Source organism: Pseudomonas sp. CFBP 13602 (assembly GCF_014842725.1).
Lineage (GTDB): Bacteria > Pseudomonadota > Gammaproteobacteria > Pseudomonadales > Pseudomonadaceae > Aquipseudomonas > Aquipseudomonas baltica.
In genome coordinates, this window is sequence record NZ_JACYVT010000002.1 from 334,829 (window position 1) to 354,482 (window position 19,654).

Sequence of the window (19,654 nt, forward strand, 5' to 3'; positions counted from 1 at the left end):
CGCAAAGCCTGGATCAGTCGGAATTATTGTGTCTTGAGAAAAGGGTATCGAGTTCAACATCTGAACTCGACCGTCAATCCAGGAGATTACTTCATGAACAGTGCTTACGATGACTGCATTTTAGAGTGCCTACGCTGTGCAATGGCTTGTGAAAGCTGTGCTTCAGCCTGCTTGCAAGAGCAGGATGTTCAAATGATGGCGAACTGCATAAAGCTGGACAGGGATTGCGCAGACATGTGCAGGCTCGCGGCAACCTTGATGGCTCGCCAAAGTCCTCTGGCCAATGAATTCTGTGCCCTGTGCGCAAAGGCCTGCAAAGCCTGCGCCGACGAGTGCGGCAACCACAGAGCCGATCACTGCCAGCATTGCGCGCAGGCTTGCCATGCCTGCGCTCAGGCCTGTGAGGCGATGGCGGCCTGAGCCAGCTTTTGGCCAAGAGCCCGAGCATAGCCGCCGTGCGAGGCTGGACGATCTAGATATTGCCCTAGCGCACAAACGTTAGGACAAAGACTGTTCGGCAGCTAGTTGACGTACACGAGATAGTGCCGCCATGAGCTTGCATCAAGGATCGGGCGATCGCCAGCCCCAACCCTGAATTCCCGGCGCCTTCGCGCCGCGCAGGGTCCACTTGGTAGAACCGGTCAAAGATGCGGTCCAAGTGCTGCGGGGCTATCTCGGGACCAGGGTTTTCCACCCAGAGCGCTACTCGCCCTCCGTGGTCGTGGATGCTGACCTTGATAGCCCCCCCTGACGGCGTGTAGCGCAGGGCATTGGACAACAGGTTTGACACGATCCGGTCGACCATCACGCTGTCCGCAAAGACAGAGGCGTTGCCTGATGCTTGCAGCTGAATCCCCTTATCCTCGGCCAGAAATTCATAATAGCCAAACAGCTTGCTGATGACCGTTCTCAGGTTCAGTTCAACAGGCTCGGGCACAACTAGTCCGTTATCGGACTTGGCCAAGAACAGCATCCCGTCGATGATTCCCGAAAGACGGTTGAGCTCTTCCAGGTTGGAGCTCAAGTTATCTTCGTACACTTCGGGCGCACGCTTTTTGGCCAAGATGACCTCGGTATGGGTCCGCAGGTTGCTGATCGGTGTACGGAGCTCGTGCGCAATGTCAGCAGAGAAATTCGATAGGCGCACGAAGGAATCGTCCAGGCGACCAAGCATGGAATTGAACGCGGTGATCAGCTCACGCAACTCATCCGGTACCGGCTCTAAGGGAATGCGTTCCTTCAGCGAGCCAGCGGACATTGAGGCGGCGGTCTGGGTCACCCTGGCCACCGGCCGCAGTCCGTTCTTGGCGACCAGCCACCCTAGGGCCGCGCTTAACACGGTACTGGCTAATAGAACGCCCCAGAACCAGCGTTCAAGCATGGCAAAAAAGTGCATATGCGTGGTGACGTCCAGGACAAGCCACGCGGTCAGCGGTGGGCTGGCAGTGGGCAAAGACACCGAGGTGATCAGGGCCCTGAACATGCGGCCTTCTTTTTCCCACTCCCAGACGCCATCGCGCTGGGTGGCCTGCGCGAGCGACGGCGCCGCTGATTGGGGAGGTTCTGCAAAAAAAGGCGTCCCATCGATCTTCAGAAATACAGCGCTGAGATCGGGATGTGCGCTCAGAAGAGTGTGCCAGCGCGCCTTGAGCTGGTCCGGGTTCGCGCCTGACTCCTTGGCAATCTGGGTAATCGCTTCCAGCTTTTCTCCCAGCGCCTGCGCATCCAAGGCGCGGAAGTGGTGACGACTCAGCTCGTTGAAGGCGACCCCCACAATGATGAGGACGGCGGCGACCGCGACCACAAACAGAAGGCTCAAGCGCAGGGTGAGTGAGCCAGGCTTCATCCTTCGTCCTGCGCGTCTAGCATGTAACCCATTCCCCGGCAGGTATGCAGCAGTTTTGCCTCGAAGTCATCGTCAATCTTGGCCCTCAACCGTCGTATTGCCACCTCGATAACATTTGTGTCGCTGTCGAAGTTCATGTCCCAGACCTGGGAGGCAATGAGCGATTTGGACAGCACTTCACCCTGCCGGCGCATCAGCAGTTCCAGCAGTGCAAACTCTTTGGCTGTGAGGTCGATTCGCTTGCCGCCCCGAGTCGCCCGACGCTTGAGCAAGTCCACATGAAGGTCTCCGATTTGCAGGCTCGTTTGAACCGGCAGGCTGCTGCTGCCGCGCCGTAACAGCGTTCGCACCCGTGCCAGCAGTTCTGAAAAGGCAAACGGCTTGACCAGATAATCATCGGCACCGAGCTCCAGGCCCTTGACCCGGTCGTCTATCCCGTCGCGTGCGGTCAGAAACAGCACTGGAACGGACTGGCCAGCGGTGCGAAGGCGTCTGATGACTTCCCAGCCATCTAGGCCCGGCATCATCACGTCAAGAATCAACAGGTCATAGGCTTCACTGAGCGCCTGTTCAACGGCATCCGTGCCGGTGACCACGCGGTCCACATTGAAGCCGGCCTCCCGCAAGCCTTGCTGCAAATAAATCCCGGTTTTCGGTTCGTCTTCGGCGACCAGCAGTTTCATGTTCGACTCTCCACGGCACCGGGCCAGTGTGACGGCAAAACAGGACCAGGCACACTCACATCCCCGCTTCCATCTCAGGGGACAGCGTGCCAAGCCAGGCAATCAGGCCTAGCACCAGGACGGCGGCGCCCAGCTCCAGGGCCATGCTGTAGCGGATCGAGCGGACCGCTCGCGTGTACTCGCCCCGGTGGACCGCCTGTTCAAGCGTCGGGCTCAGGACAAAGCGGTTAGCCGAGGCCAATCCGAGCATCAGGCCAAACAGTGCCAGCTTGCCCAGCAGCAACACCCCGTAGGTGCTTTTCACCACGCCACTGACCTGGGGACCGACGATAAACAGATAGTTCACCACGCCTGTGAGGACTATCATCGCCACGATCACCGCGCCGGCCCTTTCGAAACCGCTGAGCGTGCGCGACAGCACTTGGACTGACTGTAGGGATTCGACCTTGTTAGGCCGCAGCATCAGTGCAAAAGCCACCAACGCGCCGAACCAGCCGCCCGAGGACCACAGATGAAGGATGTCCGCGCAGAAGTGCCAGAAGCGCGGGGAGCCTTCATCCATAGCCCCATGGCCTGTCCACGCCAAGGTCGCCAGGGCCACACCTCCCGACAGCGAAACCATCAGCAGGCTTGCCATGGGCGCCCGAGGGTTGAAGGCGATGGCCACCGCAGCCCCCACCAGTGCGGCTATGCGGATGAGCCAGATGGTACCAAGCTCTGTCTGCGTCATCATCATCTCGACGTGAGGGACAGCCTCCAGCCATTCGGATGCACCGCTCATGTTCTTGGCCATTAGCACAAAGGAGGCGGCCGAAAGCAGCAGGCCGATCAAAGCGGTCGCGCTTAGCAGGGGGCTGAAGGGCAACACGGCGCCCGAGCGGCGTTCTGCGCCGCGTAGGCTGTAGAGGCCAAAGAGGGCCAGCCCGAACAGCATCATCAAATCGGTATACAACGCGAAACGAACTGCGATGCTGAGCGGATCTTCCATGTTTTACTTGACCTTAAACGTCACGCTACCGGTAATCGGGTGGGTATCGGAAGACACTGCCCGCCAATCGATCTTGTAGGTCCCTGCCGTCAGAGGTGAGGCCGGGGTAATGATCATGGTCTTGGGGTCACCCCCGCCCGATACTGCTGCTTTGACTGCCATTGGTGAGTGCTCCATGCCTGGCATCGCCGTCATGACCAGCTTCGCGCCGGAAAATTGGGTGACGAGGTTTTCGGAAAAATGCAGCTCGATCTTGCCAGGGACCGCGCCTTCACTGCCTTCAGCGGGAGTCGAAGACACCAGCTTGGGGTGGGCTTGGGCCAGTGCGCTGACCAGCATCCCAGCGGCAAAGAGCGTGACGAAACGTGTGCGGTTCAACAACATGCAACTCCTTACAGCCCAAAAAAGGGCGTTCGTTGGGGTATCAGATTTAGACTAGAGTGGCTCAGAACCACATGCGCACACCCAGGACTAGGCGGGCTTCGCTACGGTCCTCGCCTTCCTCGCGGGCAAAGTCGGCTGTATTGCCGTAGGAGCGGTTCCAGGTGACGCCAATGTACGGGGCAAACTCCCGGTAGATTTCGTAACGCAAACGCACCCCCACTTCGGTTTCAGACAGGCCCGAGCCGATGCCGCGCTGATGATCGCTCTGACCGTAGAAATTAACCTCCGCCGTGGGCTGCAAAATCAGCCGGTTAGTCAGCAAAATGTCGTAGTCACCTTCCAGCCTTAACCCAGTTTGGCCGCCTTCACCTAGAAACGCAGTGGCTTCGGCTTCGAAGTTGTACAACGCCAAGCCCTGAAGGCCAAATGCAGCCCAGGTTTGCGGCGAGCCTGGTTTGAAGTCTTGCCGGACGCCGCCGACCAGGTCCCACCAAGGACTGATCGCATGGCCCCACAGCGCTTGCAGTTCGGCCGATTCGGTCTTGCCGTTGATACGTTCGCCCTCGGAGCGAATCCAGAGCCGATCGATGTCACCACCCACCCAGCCGTTAACGTCCCAATTCAGGACGCTGCCGTTGTCGGCGTCCTGCCATTCGAGTTGATCGAAGAGCAGGAAGTAATTAGCCGCTTCGTCATGGACAGTGTGGCCTTTGGCACTTTGGTAGACCGCTGCCCGATTGGCATCGGTGATAGGCGCAATAGGCGTGCGGCTTTGGGTAGGTGCCGCAGGCTTGCTGGGGGCCATGGTCGTAATGTCCGAGTCCATGCCCTGCATCTGGCTATGGTCCATACCCTGCATTTTGGAATGATCCATGCCCTGCATCTGGCTGTGGTCCATACCCTGCATTTTGGAGTGATCCATGCCTTGCATCTGAGAATGGTCCATGCCCGGCATAGCGGCCTCTGCCGCAAACACGCCCACTGGGAGCATTCCCAGGCCGGTGACCGCGAGCAGTGAACAAACGTGGAGTCGATTCAAAACAGTCATTGGCTTCACTCCTCTACCCGAACTTCGCGGAACATACCCATCTCCATGTGGTAGAGCAGGTGACAGTGATAGGCCCAGCGCCCCAGAGCATCGGCGGTGACACGGTAGCTGCGCTTGGAGCCTGGCGGCATATCGATGGTATGCTTGCGCACCCTGAAGTTTCCGTCCTCGTCCTCCAGGTCACTCCACATACCATGCAGATGGATCGGGTGAGTCATCATCGTGTCGTTCACCAGCACGATTCTCACCCGCTCGCCGTATTTGAGTACCAGAGGTTGAGCGTCCGAGAATTTGATGCCATCAAACGACCAGGCAAATTTTTCCATGTGCCCCGTCAGGTGCAGCTCAATGGTCCGGCTCGGCTCGCGCCCGTCAGGGTCTTCAAAAGTGCTTTTAAGGTCGGCATAGGTCAGCACCTTGCGCCCGTTATTACGCAGGCCCAGGCCAGGATCGTTCAGCTTGGCGGTGGGGCTCATGGCCTGCATGTCCACCAGCGGGTTGTTTTTCTCGCTGGCAGGGTGGCTCTGCATCACCATGCCTCCCATCGAACCATGGTCCATGCCAGACATAGCGCCGTGGTCCATACCCTGCATGGTCGACATTTTGTTGTGGTCCATGGCGGCCATAGAATTGCCCCCCATGCTGCTCATGGTCTGCATACCGTCGTCGGCACCCGAATCCATGCTGCCCATGCTGCCATGGTCCATACCACCCATACCCATATCGTCCATCGTGACCAGCGGACGAGGATCAAGGGGGGGAACCTGGGCTACCAAGCCTTTCCGCACGGCCAGGGTGCCGCGGGCGTAGCCCGTGCGATCCATGGATTGAGCAAAGACCGTGTACGCCTCGGCAGTGGGCTCAACGATCACATCGAAGGTTTCGGCCACGGCGATGCGTAATTCATCGACCTCAACCGGGTTCACATACTGGCCATCCGACGCTACCACGGTCATTTTCAGGCCTGGAATACGGATGTCGAAGTACGTCATAGCCGAGCCGTTGATGAACCGAAGACGCAGCTTTTCGCCAGGACGGAACAAGCCGGTCCAGTTCATATTGGGGGCCTGACCATTGAGCAGGTACGTGTAGGTGGCCCCGCTCACGTCCGCAAGGTCCGTGGGGTTCATCTTCATCTCGGCCCACATCTTGCGATCCGCGACGGTTGCGGCCCAGCCCTTGTCAGCCACATCGTTGACGAAGTCCCCGACTGTGCGCTTGTGGAAGTTATAGTAATCGGACTGCTTTTTGAGGGTACGCATCAGCGAGACGGGATCTTCATCCGTCCAGTCGGTCAGCATCACCACATGTTCACGGTCGTACTTGAAAGGCTCGGGCTCTTTCGCCTCGATGACGAGGGGGCCATACACCCCTACTTGCTCCTGAAACCCGGAGTGGCTGTGGTACCAGTACGTCCCGTTCTGTTGGACCTTGAACTGGTAGACGTACACGCCACCCGGCTCGATGCCTGCGAAGCTCAGTCCTGGAACGCCGTCCATGTTTGGCGGCAGGATAATGCCGTGCCAGTGTATGGAGGTTGCAGCGTCGAGTCGGTTGCGTACCCGGAGCGTAACCGTGTCACCCTCTTTCCAGCGCAGCAAGGGACCCGGCAGCCCGCCGTTGATCGCCATCGCTGTGCGACGTTTGCCGGTGATGTTTACCGGCATCTCGCCAATAGACAGGTCGTACTCCGTACCGCTCAATACGCTGAGCGCCGGCGAGCCGGACGCCGCCCAACTGGGCGAACGCCATAAGCCTAGCCCACCTAGCGCGCCGGCAGCCGCGAGGCCCTTGACGAAAGTACGTCGAGAAGTTCTTGATTCCATACGCGCGGGTCCAGGTAGGCAAGGACGGCAACTAAGCCGTGTGTTGGGTTTAACGAACTGGAGTGGACGATGTCACAGCATCGTAAGCGGCGCGATTACATTTCTGTAAGCTTGAAACCCCGGGTTGGTTAGCAACATGCCTTAGAGCTTTCAGCTTTTTTAGTATTTGCAGAAGCCAGTTGCGCCTCAGCTTTTTTGTTTAGGGTTGTTTGTTGCGCATCCATCATTCGAGCGAACACGCGGTCGGCACCACCTTCAGCAAAGGCGACTGAGGAAATACTGAATGCGAGGGTAAGGAGTACAGCTTTGGACAGGTTCATGACGAGTTACCTTGTATTGGGAAGGCGGCACATGCCGCTGGGCCCAAGGTAACGAGTAGAGGCTTTCAGTTGGCTGAGTTGAGGGTTACAAAAAAGTCAGGTTGAGCGTTAACCAAGCCACCAAATGGTGGTTAATACTTCACCTTATAAGTCGGTGAATCCTCAGGCCTGTTCTCTCGCCGATCGTAGATTTTGGTTGTACTGATGTTCGCGTGTCCCAGCCAGGCCTGGACCTTGGCAATATCGGCTTCATGCTCCAGGGCATTGGTGGCGGCGGTTGCTCTGAGTCCATGCACCCCCAGGCCGTCGACTTTAATCCCGGCCTTTTTCGCGTAAGCCGCCACCACGGTGTAGATGCCGTTGGCCGTGATGCCCGCACCGGTCAGCTTGCCGCGTAACGGGATGAAGAGCGGCACCTTCCTGTCCGCCAGATGATGGCCCGAGCTTTCCAGGTACTGATGAATGCGCCCGGCCGCCACCGGGTGCAACGGCAGGTATCGCACCTTGCCGCCTTTGCCATGCACCTTGAGGTGTTGAATCCCGCGGCGATCCTGAATGTCGCTCACCTGCAGCAGCGCCGCTTCTTCGCGGCGCAGCCCGTGGTAGAGAAGAACAGCCAGTAGCGCCCGGTCCCGCAGCCCTTTCAGGCTGGTTTCGTCCGGCGCCTCGAGCAGCGCCTTGGCCTGGTGATCGCCCAGTGCCGGCGTCTTGCCTTCGTTGCTTTCTATCTTGGGACGTTTAACCCCGTGCACCGGATTGCCGCCGGCGATTGCATTGCTCTCCAGGAGATGATCAAACAGGCTGGCCAGTGCGGCCAATTTGCGTCGGATCGTGGCTCCGGCCAAACCGCGATGCTCGAGCTGGGCGCGCCAGGCCAGCACGTGTGATCGGGTCACCACGCGAAACTCATCCGCTGAAGCCAATCCGACAAAACCACAGAAGTCCTCGAGGTCATTTTGGTAGGCGCGTCGTGTGCGAGGGTTATCGAGGTTGGCAAACCACTCGACTGCGGCCGAAACCCGGGCCAGCGTCTGGAATTCGACTGACGTGAGCCGGCGCTGATCATTCTGATGGGACTTCGTCAGTTCTTGCATAGATTTCTCATGCTTGGCTGTCTTGCGATCAATGCTCATGTCCTCAGTCACTAAAGCAACGCTTAATGATGACGATGTTTCCGAAACCGATAAACGGCGATAATTGGTGATAACCTATTTTATCACCAGTAACACGTCAAAGGATCTGTCCAGACTCTCAAGGTCATTAATCAACCTAATTTGCAGTTTTAGTCTTGACAGGACGGCATAAATAAAATCGCTCCTGATCATGCGCTATCATAAAAATATGTGTATATTCGAATACACACATATAAACATCTTTTAGGATTGCTCATGGATTTGTCACCGGCGACCGTCTTTAAATGTCTTGGCGACGAAACGCGCACACGCATCATGCTCATGCTCGCTGGCCAAGACGAGCTCTGTGTCTGCGAGCTGATTTGGGCGCTGGATGATAGTCAGCCGAAAATCTCTCGGCATTTAGCCCAACTTCGTAATTGCGGGTTATTAGCGGACCGCCGTCAGGGGCAGTGGATTTATTACCGCTTGCATCCACAGTTGCCCGAATGGGTTTTGCATGTGCTCCAGATAACACGCAGTGCTAATCAGTCCTGGATTGATCAAGACGTAAGCCGTCTTGCATCAATGGAAGGTCGTCCGGTCCGTCAGGCCGCATGCTGCTGATTTCGCCGGAGCGTCTCCATATGGTTGCTGCAATCACAATATTCGCTTTGACACTTATGTTGGTCATCTGGCAGCCGAAGGGATTGGGCGTAGGCTGGAGCGCCGCTGCCGGCGCAGTACTGGCTTTGCTTACGGGTGTGGTTGGTCTAGGCGACGTACCTACGGTATGGGCCATCGTGTGGTAAGCGTTCAGCAAACTCACACTGAATTGGATGTGATTTCGAGGCTTTCAGCCCCACTCACCTCAAAGTCTTCCACAGTCCGTAAGAAAACCTCGAGAAATCGAGAAATAAATTTTTCGCGGTGATGCACGATGTGGATCTGTCGCTTATGACGCGGCAGGTCATGGTTCAACAACCTCAGCTTACCTTCCGCGATTGCATCGCTCACTACCCAGTAAGACAGACAGCTGATTCCGATTCCGGAAGCGACCATTCGCTTAATGGCTTCAGAGCTACCGATCCGGCGAGCGTCGCTCCAGGCGCCAAGGTAGGGAAGTAGCCATTGAAGCACCTCATCAGCAGTTCCTGAGCCGTCCTCGCGAATCAGTCAGGTAGCGGCATTGAGGTCGTCTGAAGTGACCTTTTCCTGAGCGGCAAGGGGATGATTTGAGGCTGCGATGATCGCTAGTTCGTCCTCAAACCATGGACGAATCGTCAGCTCGGGTTGGCGGCACGGCCCCTCAATCAAGCTGATATCAATCGAAAGCTGTGCGGCTTGCTTGGCGATATCTGCACTGTTGCCCATGATGACATCGACTTGAATGCCCGGCGCTCGCGCAGCCAAACGTTCGATCAGCAGGGGCATGATGTAATTGCCAATTGTAGTGCTGCAACCGATCCTCATCCGAGCCGTCGTGTCCTTTTTGAAAACCTTCTTCAATTTGTGCCGCCGCTTCCAGCAGCCGGATGGCCTGAGGTAGAAGCGTTTGCCCGTTTTCATTCAGCACTAGGCGTCTGCCGACCCGATCAAATAACTGGGTGCCCAGCGCGCTTTCCAACTCCTGGAGGGCAGCGCTCGTAGCTGACTGAGACAAAGCCAGTGACACGCCCGGGTCGTGGAGCCCAGCTGAGCGATGCCTCGAAAAATGTCCAGCTGGCGGAGAGTCAGCTTCACGAACTTACCTATTAAGTGGGTATGGCATAGAGAAATTACCCGTTTTCCTAGATAAATTCACCCCGCTATTCTGTAGGCACTGCTCCGATGAAGTACGCCGTGGAGGCACCATGCGAGACATCAGCTTGTCAAAAGTAATGCAAGGAGGGCAGCCGCTGTCGGCGCTCTCAAATCCAAGGGAAGCGATCCGGCAGTTCACCCCGAACTGGTTCGCCGCCACGATGGGTACGGGCATTCTGGCCCTGGCATTAGGACAGCTTCCAGGAGATATCGCGCTGCTGTCATACGCGGGAAAAGCACTTTGGCTGTTCAACATTGTGCTTTTCAGTGCCTTTACGCTTATGTACGCGGCACGTTGGGTTTTCTTTTTCAACGAAGCCAAGCAAATCTTCGGTCATTCAACCGTCTCTATGTTTTTCGGCACGATCCCGATGGGGCTGGCAACCATCATCAACGGCTTGATGCAGTATGGCGTACCTACCTGGGGTGATGCTCTAATACCATTAGCCCATGGCCTGTGGTGGCTAGATGTCGCCATGGCACTGGCATGCGGTGTTCTCATTCCATTCATGATGTTCACGCGGCAAGAGCACAGCATCGACCAGATGACTGCTGTGTGGTTACTTCCCGTTGTCGCTGCGGAAGTCGCTGCCGCCAGTGGTGGGGTGATCGCTCCACATTTAGCCGACGCGAGCGCGCAGTTCAATATGCTGATTACCAGCTACGTGCTATGGGCCTATTCCGTCCCTGTAGCCTTGAGCATTCTGGTGATCCTGGTGCTACGCCTGGCGCTTCATAAACTGCCTCACGAGAACATGGCTGCATCATCGTGGTTATCGCTGGGGCCTATTGGAACAGGAGCGCTGGGCATGCTGGTTATCGGCGGCGACGCCCCTGCCATCTTTGCCGCTCACGGCATGGCTAATGTTGGAGCCGTGGCAGCAGGGATTGGCCTGATCGCTGGCATTTTGTTCTGGGGCCTTGGCTTGTGGTGGATGCTCTTGGCACTGCTTATCACTGCCCGATATGCGAAAGGTGGTATTCCATTCAACCTGGGCTGGTGGGGCTTCACATTTCCTTTAGGCGTCTACGCCGTGACCACTCTGAAATTGGGCGTGATCTTGGACTTGGCTTTTTTTGACGTTCTGGGTGTGATTTTGGTGTTGATGTTGGCGGTAATGTGGTTGGTGGTGGCGGCGAAGACCACCATAGGTGCTTACCGAGGGAATCTGTTCGTATCCCCGTGCATTGCTTCTCTCAAGGCAAAGCAGGCCCAGCGTTAATTCAAATCATGTAGCCGCCTTGATGCCCGCGACAGCGTCACAACGATAGCCTTGGCTGCGTTGGGATTTGTACACACTGAAAGCGGGCTCGGATGTGGCATTTCGAACAGGCCCAGGTGACCGCCTGTTACTTCATGAATCGGGGTCTGACTTGCTCATTTTGGTTCGTCCTCCTCGACTTTTTTCGGGGCGCTCACGGCGTTGCGCTGAGAGTGAAATTTATTGATGTCCGAAAGACGGATATCAGTCGGTAGGGCATAACGGTGTTTGCTGTGGCCCACGCGCTGGGCGTGATAGATCCCGGTATGGCCGGACACTAGATAACTGGCGATACAGGCAATCGCGGCAAGTGGAGCAATCTCTGGGCCGAACAGCTCCATGGCCATGACGATGGTCGCCAGTGGTGTGTTGGCGGCGCCGGCGAAGACTGCGACGAAGCCGATACCGGCGAGCATCGAGAATGGGAGGTGTAGCAGCGGCGCAAGCGCGTTGCCCAGCGTCGCGCCGATATAGAACAGCGGCGTGACCTCGCCACCTTTGAAGCCTGTGCCGAGTGATGCGACGGTAAACGCGAGTTTGCCGAACCAGTCCCATGGCGCAACGGGGGCGGCAAAGGACTGGACGATGCTCGGAATACCTAGGCCGACGTACTGATAGGCATCCAATGCCCACACCGCCGTGGCCACCACTATCCCGCCGAGAACAGGGCGCAAAGGCGAATAGGGAATCAGCTTTTTTATCCACGCCCCGAGGGTATGGGTGGCGGTGGCGAACAGCAGCCCCGCGAGTCCGAACACGATGCCTGCGACAACTATTGCCACCACTGTCCAGAACTGCACGGGCGCGATCTCGCCGATGACGTAGTGGGTGTGGACGACGCCCCAGAGCAGCCCGACTTGATCGGCGACGATCGCGGCGACCATGCATGGAAACAACGCGTCGTAGCGCATGCGGCCAATGGCGAGCACTTCAAGGCCGAACAATGCTCCCGCCAGCGGGGTGCCGAAGACCGAAGCGAAGCCTGCGCTGATGCCTGCCATGAGCATGATTCGGCGATCTTCGGGGCGCAGTCGGAACAGGTGGGTTATCTGATCGGCCAGAGCACCGCCCATTTGCACGGCGGTGCCTTCGCGTCCGACCGATGCGCCAAACAGATGCGAGATTAGCGTACCCGCAAGCACCAGAGGCACCATGCGCAGCGGCACGGTTTGCTTCGGGTCGTGAATCTCGTCGATCAGCAGGTTGTTGCCCGCGTCAACCGGCTTGCCAATCAGGTGGTAAACCAGCCCTACACCAAAGCCTGCCAGCGGCAGCAGCCAGATCGCCCAGCGGTGGGTCTCGCGCCATTGAGTGGCGTGATCGAGGGAGAACAGAAATAGCGCGGATGCCGATCCCGCCAAAAGTGCCACGGCGCTGGCAAGTACCAGCCATTTCCCGATGTAGGGAAGCAGAACGAGTTGTTCAGGTTTTCTGAGTTTTGACATAGGGTCGGCCACACAAGGAAAGTGAGCCTGACCAAAAAGGAATTTTTTCGCGCGAACGCCTACAGTCCTGTCTTGATCAGGTGTCTGTAGGCATCATCAGCTGCTACGGGCGCAGCGGTTGGTAAGTGGAGGAATGCCATCTCCAGGGCCCGAATATAGCGATCTCTCCCGGAGATGTAAACTTGGTCATCAGGTAGAAGGACGAATAGCTTTCCTAAAAGCTTGTCATGAGTGACAGGAGCATCGAGTCGCATCTCACTCGTAAATTCAAGTGTCTGCTTCAGCCGATCTCTATTGGTCAAGGCGAGTCCCTGCCCTGATTAAGTCCATGCAATGTAAGCGGCAAGCAAAAAAACCTTGCACAGATCAGGCGGGCATCCACTGATGCGGCAGCAGCTGCTCGATCTCGCTGGCCTGCTGCGTCGGCAGCCGCGTCAGCACATCCTTGAGATAAGCATACGGATCATGCCCATTGATGCGCGCCGACTGGATCAGGCTCATGATCGCTGCCGCCCGCTTGCCGCTGCGCAGCGACCCAGCAAACAAACAGTTCGACCGCCCGAGCGCCCACGGCCGGATCAAGTTCTCGATCTGGTTGTTGTCGATGAGCACAGCACTATCTTCCAGGTAGCGCGTCAGCGCTACCCAGCGTTTAAGGCTGTAATCCAAGGCTTTAGCCGTCGCTGATCCGTTGGGCACAAGATCGCGCTGGGTCAACATCCAGTTGTGAAGGGCTTTAGCCATCAGGATCTGCCGAAGGCCATTTGACGGTGATGGTTTGCTGACCGAAAGGGATCTCGAGACTCACCAGCAATGGCTGATCGGGCCGAGCTATGGGCTCCATTTTTATTGGAACGAAGGCAGGTAACGCCGGAGCCTGAACATCATGATAAAGAGGTATCCAATTTCGAGCCAGATTGGCATTGATGCCGTGGCGCAGGGCAACACTGGCCATGGACACGCCAGGTTGCAGGCATTCTTGGACTATCTGGGCTTTGAGGGGTTTGGGATAAGAGGTTCTTTGGCGCATGGGAATCCTGACGATAAGAGTGATGGTGTCCACGTATTTTTAGGTGGAGAACATCGCCCTTATTGCTGGGTTCGGATACCGCGAGCCTACCGATGGTGGTGTCCAACCTAGTCAATATCGTGTCAGCGGATTTCTTCCGAATAGGCTTCGCTGAATATGCTTCGGTGATGTGGCCCGTGAACATAGTCAGCGTGATGGCGACCTTGTTCATGCTGTGGCTGTGCTATCGGCGCGACATCCCTACTACCTATAATCCACAGCAGCTTCATGCGCCTGAGACTGTCACCCGTGACAAGGCTACCTTCGTCGCCGGCTGGTGGGCCTTGGCGTTGCTCCTTGTTGCCTGTTCGCGCTGGAGCCGTTGGGGATCCCCATCAGTGCGGTGGCAGCCAGCTGCGCACTCATCCTTCTGGTGATCGCCGGCAAAGGCTGCGTTATTTCTACCCGTACGGTTATCAAAAATGCACCGTGGCAGGTTGGTGTTTTCGCTAGGGATGTACCTGGTGGTCTATGGGCCGCGCAACGCGGGGCTCACGGACGCTCTCACGTCTCTGCTCAATGTCTTCGCTGAACAGGGCCTGTGGACTGCAACTATGGGTACCGGCGTGGTGGCTGCATTGCTGTCGTCTGTTATGAACAACATGCCCAGCGTGCTTATCGGTGCCCTATCGATTCAGGCCAGTCAGGCCACAGGCGTGGTCCATCAGGCCATGGTGTACGCCAACATCATCGGCTGCGACTTGGGGCCCAAGATCACTCCGATCGGTAGCCTGGCCACGTTGCTGTGGCTTCACGTACTGACTCAAAAAAACATCCGCATCATGTGGGGATACTACTTCAAGGTTGGCAGCCTGCTGACCATCCCTGTGCTGCTTATCACCCTGGCCGCACTCGCCCTGCGGCTCAGCATCCAAGCCTAGGACAATATTCCGGCGATTTCCCGAGTAGTCCAAGCCGCCTGACAGGTTCTGATCATGGAGTACTTGGCCTCCGAGAAGGCCTTGGCTGTGTCAATCAGTCGGACGTGAGCGTAGATACAACCTTGTTACTGGCGAGGTCGACTGTGGAGATGCTCAGATCTTCATTGAGCACATAAGCCTTCGACTTATCTTTGGTGAAGACGATAGCTTGGCGAGGTGCCTTCAAACCGGTCACCGTGGTCGTCACTTTCAGCGTTTTGGTGTCAATCACTGAAAGGCTATTGTCGCCTAGGTTGCCTGTGTAGACCTGCAAGCCGTCTGGCGTCAGGGCTGCACCGTAGGGGTCTTTGCCCACCATAACGGTGGTCGTGATGACGTGCTTTTGAGTGTCAACAATGGCAATGCTGTTACTGCCGCTGTTGGCCGCGTACAAGGTGTTACCGTCGGCAGAAATAGAGATGGCCCGCAGCTTATTGAAACCAGTAATTTCACCTTCGATCGCATTAGTCTTGCTGTCGACCAGGGTGATCTTGTCACCCAGAAAGTTGGTGACATAAACGGTTTTACCGTCAGGGCTCAACCGGATGCCCTGGCGCGGTTGAGAGAAACCGGGTACCACGGCGACAGGACGCTGATGCTCCAGGTCGATGACCGACAGCGTGCTGGCCGCTTGATTGTTGACGTAGAGCAAGCTGCCGTCCTTGTTGAGCGTGGTACCAAAAGCACCTGCGCCCAACGGCAGGTCTGCAATGACTTTCAAGGTTTTGGTGTCTATCTTGCGTACTACTCCCAAGCTGCTGTCGGAGAGGTAGAACACATCACCCTTTGGCGAAAATACAATGTTGCGCGGCGTGATGTAGCCGGTGAGAATCTGACGAACCTTACCAGTTTTCAAATCGTAGACCACGACGTCAGGACGCTGGCTGTAGGAAGCCACCGCCGTCGTTTCATCCGGGCTGATAGCCAGCGAGTTGTTGTGAATAGCGCCGTCGAAGGTCCAGCGATCTTCCGCTGCCAAGGCGCTCAGCGATGTTGCCAAGGTAATACCCAGCGTAAGGGCAGTTATTTTTTTCTTCAGTACATTCATCAAAGATTCCTCATCAGGGTCGGCCAGGCATGGGATAGCGCCTTGGCAAATGCAACTCGTTGGTGGCATGTGGCAACGAGCTGACCTTATGCGTCTCTTCTAAGTTCCGGAAACAACTTGTTAAGGTATCACCTACCTATTTTCTACATAGGTCCAGAAAGGGTTGGTTCGCAAACTGGCCACAGCTCTCCCAAAATCGACCGAGACCCGGTGAAATGAATTTGTCCCGGTGACGGATCAAGAAAAAGCGTCGGGTTAGCATAGGCAAGGCGTGCGGCAGTTCAATGAGCTCTTGAGAAACCAGCAGATCCCTCACTACCCAGCGCGACAAGCAGCTGATGCCGATGCCTTGTGCAAGGGTATGCTTGATGGCCTCTGAACTACCGATCTGGTGGGTTTCAGCAAGATTATGCAGATGACGCAGCAGCAACTGTTCGACTTCTTCACGGGTACCGGACCCTGGCTCGCGGAGTAGCCACTCAGCGGTCCGAAGGTCATCAAGCGAGACCTGTTGCCTGAGCGCCAAAGGATGTCGCTGGCTTGCGACGATGAGCAACTCATCCACAAGCCATGGCTCGGCATTCAATTCGGGCAGGTGACACGGTCCTTCGATCAGGCCCATGTCGATCTCGAAATCAGCGACTTTCCTTGCAATAGCCATGCTGTTCGCCATGTCCACATCGACCCGTAAATGCGGCGCCGATTGGCGTAGCTCACCAAGGATCAATGGCAGAACATAATTGCCAATGGTGGTACTGCAGCCCACTCGCAAGCGTGTCTTCAGCTCGGCATGCCCTGGAAGGAAACGGGTCTCTATTTGTTGTGCGTTCTCCAGCATCCTTCTGGCCTGAGGCAGTAAGGCCAAGCCGTTATCGTTCAGCACCAGGCGCTTGCCGACGCGGTCGAACAGCCGAGTACCCAGCGCGTTTTCCAGTTCGTTAAGTGCAGCACTGGTGGCCGACTGCGAAAGTGAAACCGCAATGGCGGCGCTGGTGGTACTGCCCTGTTGCGCAATGGCGCAGAAAATTTGCAGTTGACGCAGACTTAGCTTCAAAGGATCTACCTTGTTGATAGGTAACCAAAACCCATATTATCCGTTTTTACCGCTATGTTCATCGAACTACACTTCAGGCATGCCACATCGAATGAATAACGAAGCGGGAGTAACACTATGAGTGACACACGACTCGCAGCGATCATGGGCGGCAGCCATCCACTGGCTGCCCTGTCCAATCCGCAGGAAGTAATCCGGCAATTCACACCCAACTGGTTCGCCGCCACGATGGGGACCGGGATTCTGGCTCTGGCGTTGGGCCAACTGCCATTCGCTGCACAATGGCCCAAAGCGTTAGGGCAAGCCTTGTGGTTTTTCAATATCGCGCTGTTTTGCCTGTTCACAGTGATGTACGCGAGCCGTTGGGTTCTGTTCTTTGATGAGGCCAAACAGATTTTCGGTCACTCCACCGTATCAATGTTTTTCGGCACTATCCCAATGGGGCTAGCGACCATCATTAATGGCTTCTTGCTTTATGGTGTACCGCAGTGGGGAGATGGGGTTGTCGCTGTGGCTGAGATGCTGTGGTGGATCGATGTCGCCATGGCATTGGCCTGCGGGGTATTGATCCCATACATGATGTTCACTCGCCAGCAGCACAGCATCGATCAGATGACAGCGGTATGGCTACTGCCTGTGGTGGCGGCCGAGGTAGCCGCCGCAAGTGGCGGACTCCTCGCGCCGCACCTCGCTGACGCGAGTGCACAGTTCACCCTGCTTATCACCAGCTACGTGCTATGGGCTTACTCGATGCCGGTCGCCTTGAGCATCCTGGTGATCCTGCTGCTACGCATGGCGTTGCACAAATTACCTCATGAAAGCATGGCGGCATCGAGCTGGTTGTCGTTGGGGCCGATCGGCACCGGTGCTTTGGGGATGTTGGTGCTAGGCAACGATGCTCCGACGATCTTCGCTGCCCATGGAATGGCCAGCATCGGTGCCGTCGCCGAGGGCATCGGCCTGATCGGTGGTGTGCTGTTCTGGGGGCTGGGATTGTGGTGGATGGTATTGGCGCTGCTGATCACGGGGCGTTATTTCAAGGCAGGCATCCCTTTCAACCTTGGCTGGTGGGGCTTCACCTTTCCACTGGGGGTGTACGCCGTGACTACCCTCAAACTGGGTTCAATGCTGCACCTCGCTTTCTTTGACATCATGGGCATGGTGCTGGTGTTGCTGCTGGTTGTCATGTGGATCATCGTCGCGGCCAAAACCCTGGCGGGAGCCTATCGCGGCAACCTGTTCGTGTCGCCTTGTATCGCCTCGCTGAACAAGGCGAGCAAAGCCTGAGCCTTTGGCTACTCAACCGACTGTTTGGCGTGAAACAGTGCGGACAGGATGCGTTGCCGGACACTTGGGTGAGTGCAAACAGAAAGCGGACTGGGATGGGGCATTTCCAGCAATTCGAAATCAGGAAAGGCTAACCGGATACGCGGCATTGCCTGCTGAGCGACACGCCCTGCAAACACGACAGTGACGAGATCTGGGAAACGAGGCAGCAGGGTGATCAGCATCTCTATACCCTCGTCAATTTGCGCTCTGCGGAGCGCACCCTTGGTTTTTTCGAGGTTGGGCAGCCAAGGGTACAGATTCCAAAGGACTGTCTCTTGGCGTGCCAATCCAGCCTGCTCCATGAAACCCTTGAGGTTGCGTTGTGCGGGCCCTGGATTGTCTCGTGAGACATACCGTGGACGACTGACCGTTCGAGCCGGCGATTCCAACAAGATCAATACTCGGGCGAAGACCCCGCCATCCAACGGATCGAAATACGGCAACGTTTTATTGTCCGTGGACTGGGAATTCACCCAGCGTGTCAATTGCGCAACGTTCGGCAACAGCAGAAGGTCTTCGCGCGCTTGTAACGAAATTTCCTGCTGCGCGGTGATTTGATTAGGTAACACTGCTTGCACGCACCCTTCTATTGTCAAGAAATTGCCATTCGAAGGCCCGCTATGTTTGATTTGCAGGCTTTAGACCTCGCGCTGTCAAATTGCGATGCCTATGATGCAGGCATTCTATGCGATGGAAACTCTCCGAAGTACGACACACCTCGCCTGTTACTCTGTAGTGGTTTACTAACCCCGGACACGTTTTTAGGCGAAAATGGTCGCCACAGAGAGGTGTCTGATGACCAAGCAACGCCGTACCTTTTTCGCCGATTCCAAGTCCGAAACCGCCAGCTTTGTGCGCAATCAAGGCTGCATTCTTCCCTTGCCAATCGATCTAAAACCGTTTAGGTCATCTATAGCAGCCGAATGCAGATGATCGATATGCTATGCCCTACCACCGCACGTCCCAATGGGAACAACGTATTTTATCACCAGTAACAGCGTAAAAGCCTGCGTATGTCTCGAAAGTCATAAATCAACCTAATTTGCGGTTTAAGTATTGACAGACAGGAAAAAAAGAATCCTTCCTGTGGCGTGCGGAGTCAGAACAATATGTGTATATTCGAATATTCGAATACATGCATATCTAGGAACGCTCATGGATCTGTCACCGGCGACCGTCTTCAAGTGTCTTGGCGACGAAACGCGCACACGCATCATGCTCATGCTCGCTGACCAAGACGAGCTCTGTGTCTGCGAGCTGATTTGGGCGCTGGATGATAGTCAGCCGAAAATCTCTCGGCATTTAGCCCAACTTCGTAATTGCGGGTTATTAGCGGACCGCCGTCAGGGACAGTGGATTTATTACCGCTTGCATCCACAGTTGCCCGAATGGGTTATGCAGGTGCTCCAGATAACACGCAGTGCTAATCAGTCTTGGATTGATCAAGACGCAAGCCGTCTTGCATCAATGGAAGGTCGTCCAGTCCGCCAGGCCGCGTGCTGCTGATTTCGCTGGAG

Annotated in this window: 19 protein-coding genes, 4 pseudogenes and 1 riboswitch; of the genes and pseudogenes, 7 read left to right on the top strand and 16 right to left on the bottom strand. The window is 56.3% G+C overall.

Annotated features, from left to right (window positions below):
• Positions 1-93: 93 nt before the first annotated feature.
• Positions 94-420 (top strand): four-helix bundle copper-binding protein, encoded by a 327-nt coding sequence (locus IFU31_RS04645; protein WP_090361366.1) that lies wholly within the window; start codon positions 94-96, stop codon positions 418-420.
• Positions 421-484: 64 nt separating this feature from the next.
• Here IFU31_RS04645 and IFU31_RS04650 read toward each other — a convergent pair whose 3' ends face one another.
• From IFU31_RS04650 to IFU31_RS04685, 8 genes are all read right to left on the bottom strand, one after another.
• The gene (locus IFU31_RS04650; protein WP_244657631.1) at positions 485-1,846 is read right to left on the bottom strand and encodes a heavy metal sensor histidine kinase; all 1,362 of its coding nucleotides are present in this window, start codon (positions 1,844-1,846) and stop codon (positions 485-487) included.
• Positions 1,843-2,529: a heavy metal response regulator transcription factor gene (locus IFU31_RS04655; protein WP_192000376.1), complete on the bottom strand. Its 687-nt coding sequence runs from the start codon at positions 2,527-2,529 to the stop codon at positions 1,843-1,845. Before IFU31_RS04655 ends, IFU31_RS04650 begins: the two co-directional genes overlap by 4 nt.
• 55 nt (positions 2,530-2,584) lie before the next feature.
• Complete coding sequence (gene copD, locus IFU31_RS04660; protein WP_192102416.1) at positions 2,585-3,517, bottom strand: copper homeostasis membrane protein CopD; 933 nt, start codon at positions 3,515-3,517, stop codon at positions 2,585-2,587.
• 3 nt (positions 3,518-3,520) lie between these two features.
• On the bottom strand, positions 3,521-3,901 hold the full coding sequence (gene copC, locus IFU31_RS04665; protein ID WP_090361382.1) for a copper resistance system chaperone CopC: 381 nt from the start codon (positions 3,899-3,901) through the stop codon (positions 3,521-3,523).
• A gap of 61 nt (positions 3,902-3,962) precedes the next feature.
• Positions 3,963-4,949, bottom strand: a complete 987-nt coding sequence (locus IFU31_RS04670; RefSeq protein ID WP_192102417.1) for a copper resistance protein B — start codon at positions 4,947-4,949, stop codon at positions 3,963-3,965.
• A 5-nt stretch (positions 4,950-4,954) separates the two neighbouring features.
• A complete protein-coding gene (locus IFU31_RS04675) occupies positions 4,955-6,775 on the bottom strand; it encodes a copper resistance system multicopper oxidase (protein ID WP_192102418.1) in 1,821 nt (606 codons plus the stop codon).
• A 128-nt stretch (positions 6,776-6,903) separates the two neighbouring features.
• Positions 6,904-7,095, bottom strand: coding sequence for a co-regulatory protein PtrA N-terminal domain-containing protein (locus IFU31_RS04680; RefSeq protein ID WP_192102419.1), 192 nt, complete (start codon positions 7,093-7,095; stop codon positions 6,904-6,906).
• Between the two features lie 131 nt (positions 7,096-7,226).
• On the bottom strand, positions 7,227-8,189 hold the full coding sequence (locus IFU31_RS04685; RefSeq protein WP_192102553.1) for a tyrosine-type recombinase/integrase: 963 nt from the start codon (positions 8,187-8,189) through the stop codon (positions 7,227-7,229).
• A gap of 294 nt (positions 8,190-8,483) precedes the next feature.
• Here IFU31_RS04685 and IFU31_RS04690 point away from each other — a divergent pair, with 294 nt between their 5' ends.
• Both IFU31_RS04690 and IFU31_RS04695 read left to right on the top strand, forming a co-directional pair.
• On the top strand, positions 8,484-8,834 hold the full coding sequence (locus IFU31_RS04690) for a metalloregulator ArsR/SmtB family transcription factor (RefSeq protein ID WP_090361397.1): 351 nt from the start codon (positions 8,484-8,486) through the stop codon (positions 8,832-8,834).
• A 20-nt stretch (positions 8,835-8,854) separates the two neighbouring features.
• A pseudogene (locus tag IFU31_RS04695) lies at positions 8,855-9,016 on the top strand (ArsB/NhaD family transporter); the annotation flags it as partial.
• Between the two features lie 16 nt (positions 9,017-9,032).
• Here IFU31_RS04695 and IFU31_RS04700 read toward each other — a convergent pair.
• Together IFU31_RS04700 and IFU31_RS21645 are read right to left on the bottom strand one after the other, a co-directional pair.
• Positions 9,033-9,641: pseudogene (locus tag IFU31_RS04700) on the bottom strand (LysR substrate-binding domain-containing protein).
• Positions 9,532-9,882: a LysR family transcriptional regulator gene (locus IFU31_RS21645; RefSeq protein ID WP_320498481.1), complete on the bottom strand. Its 351-nt coding sequence runs from the start codon at positions 9,880-9,882 to the stop codon at positions 9,532-9,534. Before IFU31_RS21645 ends, IFU31_RS04700 begins: the two are co-directional and overlap by 110 nt.
• A 178-nt stretch (positions 9,883-10,060) precedes the next feature.
• Between IFU31_RS21645 and IFU31_RS04705 the strand changes: the two genes are divergently transcribed.
• Positions 10,061-11,233 (top strand): TDT family transporter, encoded by a 1,173-nt coding sequence (locus IFU31_RS04705; RefSeq protein ID WP_090361400.1) that lies wholly within the window; start codon positions 10,061-10,063, stop codon positions 11,231-11,233.
• Positions 11,234-11,388: 155 nt separating this feature from the next.
• Here IFU31_RS04705 and IFU31_RS04710 read toward each other — a convergent pair whose 3' ends face one another.
• From IFU31_RS04710 to tnpA, 3 genes and pseudogenes are all read right to left on the bottom strand, one after another.
• Positions 11,389-12,717, bottom strand: coding sequence for a voltage-gated chloride channel family protein (locus IFU31_RS04710; RefSeq protein WP_192102420.1), 1,329 nt, complete (start codon positions 12,715-12,717; stop codon positions 11,389-11,391).
• Between the two features lie 80 nt (positions 12,718-12,797).
• A riboswitch (Fluoride riboswitch) is annotated at positions 12,798-12,870 on the bottom strand.
• Between the two features lie 213 nt (positions 12,871-13,083).
• Positions 13,084-13,452: pseudogene (locus tag IFU31_RS04715) on the bottom strand (IS66 family transposase); the annotation flags it as partial.
• A 1-nt stretch (position 13,453) separates the two neighbouring features.
• Positions 13,454-13,747: an IS66-like element accessory protein TnpA gene (tnpA, locus tag IFU31_RS04720; RefSeq protein ID WP_192067646.1), complete on the bottom strand. Its 294-nt coding sequence runs from the start codon at positions 13,745-13,747 to the stop codon at positions 13,454-13,456.
• Between the two features lie 62 nt (positions 13,748-13,809).
• Between tnpA and IFU31_RS04725 the strand changes: the two are divergent.
• Positions 13,810-14,667, top strand: a pseudogene (locus IFU31_RS04725) (ArsB/NhaD family transporter).
• Between the two features lie 94 nt (positions 14,668-14,761).
• Here IFU31_RS04725 and IFU31_RS04730 read toward each other — a convergent pair.
• Both IFU31_RS04730 and IFU31_RS04735 read right to left on the bottom strand, forming a co-directional pair.
• The gene (locus IFU31_RS04730; protein WP_090361409.1) at positions 14,762-15,754 is read right to left on the bottom strand and encodes a YVTN family beta-propeller repeat protein; all 993 of its coding nucleotides are present in this window, start codon (positions 15,752-15,754) and stop codon (positions 14,762-14,764) included.
• A 136-nt stretch (positions 15,755-15,890) separates the two neighbouring features.
• Positions 15,891-16,808: a LysR family transcriptional regulator gene (locus IFU31_RS04735; protein ID WP_090361411.1), complete on the bottom strand. Its 918-nt coding sequence runs from the start codon at positions 16,806-16,808 to the stop codon at positions 15,891-15,893.
• Positions 16,809-16,925: 117 nt separating this feature from the next.
• Between IFU31_RS04735 and IFU31_RS04740 the strand changes: the two genes are divergently transcribed.
• The gene (locus IFU31_RS04740; RefSeq protein ID WP_192102421.1) at positions 16,926-18,095 is read left to right on the top strand and encodes a TDT family transporter; all 1,170 of its coding nucleotides are present in this window, start codon (positions 16,926-16,928) and stop codon (positions 18,093-18,095) included.
• An 8-nt stretch (positions 18,096-18,103) separates the two neighbouring features.
• Here IFU31_RS04740 and IFU31_RS04745 read toward each other — a convergent pair whose 3' ends face one another.
• Positions 18,104-18,706: a uracil-DNA glycosylase gene (locus tag IFU31_RS04745; protein ID WP_090362448.1), complete on the bottom strand. Its 603-nt coding sequence runs from the start codon at positions 18,704-18,706 to the stop codon at positions 18,104-18,106.
• A 586-nt stretch (positions 18,707-19,292) separates the two neighbouring features.
• Between IFU31_RS04745 and IFU31_RS04750 the strand changes: the two genes are divergently transcribed.
• Positions 19,293-19,643, top strand: coding sequence for a metalloregulator ArsR/SmtB family transcription factor (locus IFU31_RS04750; RefSeq protein ID WP_192102422.1), 351 nt, complete (start codon positions 19,293-19,295; stop codon positions 19,641-19,643).
• Positions 19,644-19,654 lie beyond the last annotated feature (11 nt).

Excerpts from the sequence above, each read along its gene's own strand:
- IFU31_RS04690 (WP_090361397.1), top strand. The coding sequence starts at position 8,484 with ATGGATTTGTCACCGGCGACCGTCTTTAAATGTCTTGGCGACGAAACG.
- IFU31_RS04710 (WP_192102420.1), bottom strand. The coding sequence starts at position 12,717 with ATGTCAAAACTCAGAAAACCTGAACAACTCGTTCTGCTTCCCTACATC.
- IFU31_RS04675 (WP_192102418.1), bottom strand. The coding sequence starts at position 6,775 with ATGGAATCAAGAACTTCTCGACGTACTTTCGTCAAGGGCCTCGCGGCT.
- IFU31_RS04655 (WP_192000376.1), bottom strand. The coding sequence starts at position 2,529 with ATGAAACTGCTGGTCGCCGAAGACGAACCGAAAACCGGGATTTATTTG.
- IFU31_RS04680 (WP_192102419.1), bottom strand. The coding sequence starts at position 7,095 with ATGAACCTGTCCAAAGCTGTACTCCTTACCCTCGCATTCAGTATTTCC.
- IFU31_RS04685 (WP_192102553.1), bottom strand. The coding sequence starts at position 8,189 with ATGCAAGAACTGACGAAGTCCCATCAGAATGATCAGCGCCGGCTCACG.
- tnpA (WP_192067646.1), bottom strand. The coding sequence starts at position 13,747 with ATGCGCCAAAGAACCTCTTATCCCAAACCCCTCAAAGCCCAGATAGTC.
- copD (WP_192102416.1), bottom strand. The coding sequence starts at position 3,517 with ATGGAAGATCCGCTCAGCATCGCAGTTCGTTTCGCGTTGTATACCGAT.
- IFU31_RS04705 (WP_090361400.1), top strand. The coding sequence starts at position 10,061 with ATGCGAGACATCAGCTTGTCAAAAGTAATGCAAGGAGGGCAGCCGCTG.
- IFU31_RS04750 (WP_192102422.1), top strand. The coding sequence starts at position 19,293 with ATGGATCTGTCACCGGCGACCGTCTTCAAGTGTCTTGGCGACGAAACG.
- IFU31_RS04740 (WP_192102421.1), top strand. The coding sequence starts at position 16,926 with ATGAGTGACACACGACTCGCAGCGATCATGGGCGGCAGCCATCCACTG.
- IFU31_RS04645 (WP_090361366.1), top strand. The coding sequence starts at position 94 with ATGAACAGTGCTTACGATGACTGCATTTTAGAGTGCCTACGCTGTGCA.
- IFU31_RS04650 (WP_244657631.1), bottom strand. The coding sequence starts at position 1,846 with ATGAAGCCTGGCTCACTCACCCTGCGCTTGAGCCTTCTGTTTGTGGTC.
- IFU31_RS04670 (WP_192102417.1), bottom strand. The coding sequence starts at position 4,949 with ATGACTGTTTTGAATCGACTCCACGTTTGTTCACTGCTCGCGGTCACC.
- copC (WP_090361382.1), bottom strand. The coding sequence starts at position 3,901 with ATGTTGTTGAACCGCACACGTTTCGTCACGCTCTTTGCCGCTGGGATG.
- IFU31_RS04730 (WP_090361409.1), bottom strand. The coding sequence starts at position 15,754 with ATGAATGTACTGAAGAAAAAAATAACTGCCCTTACGCTGGGTATTACC.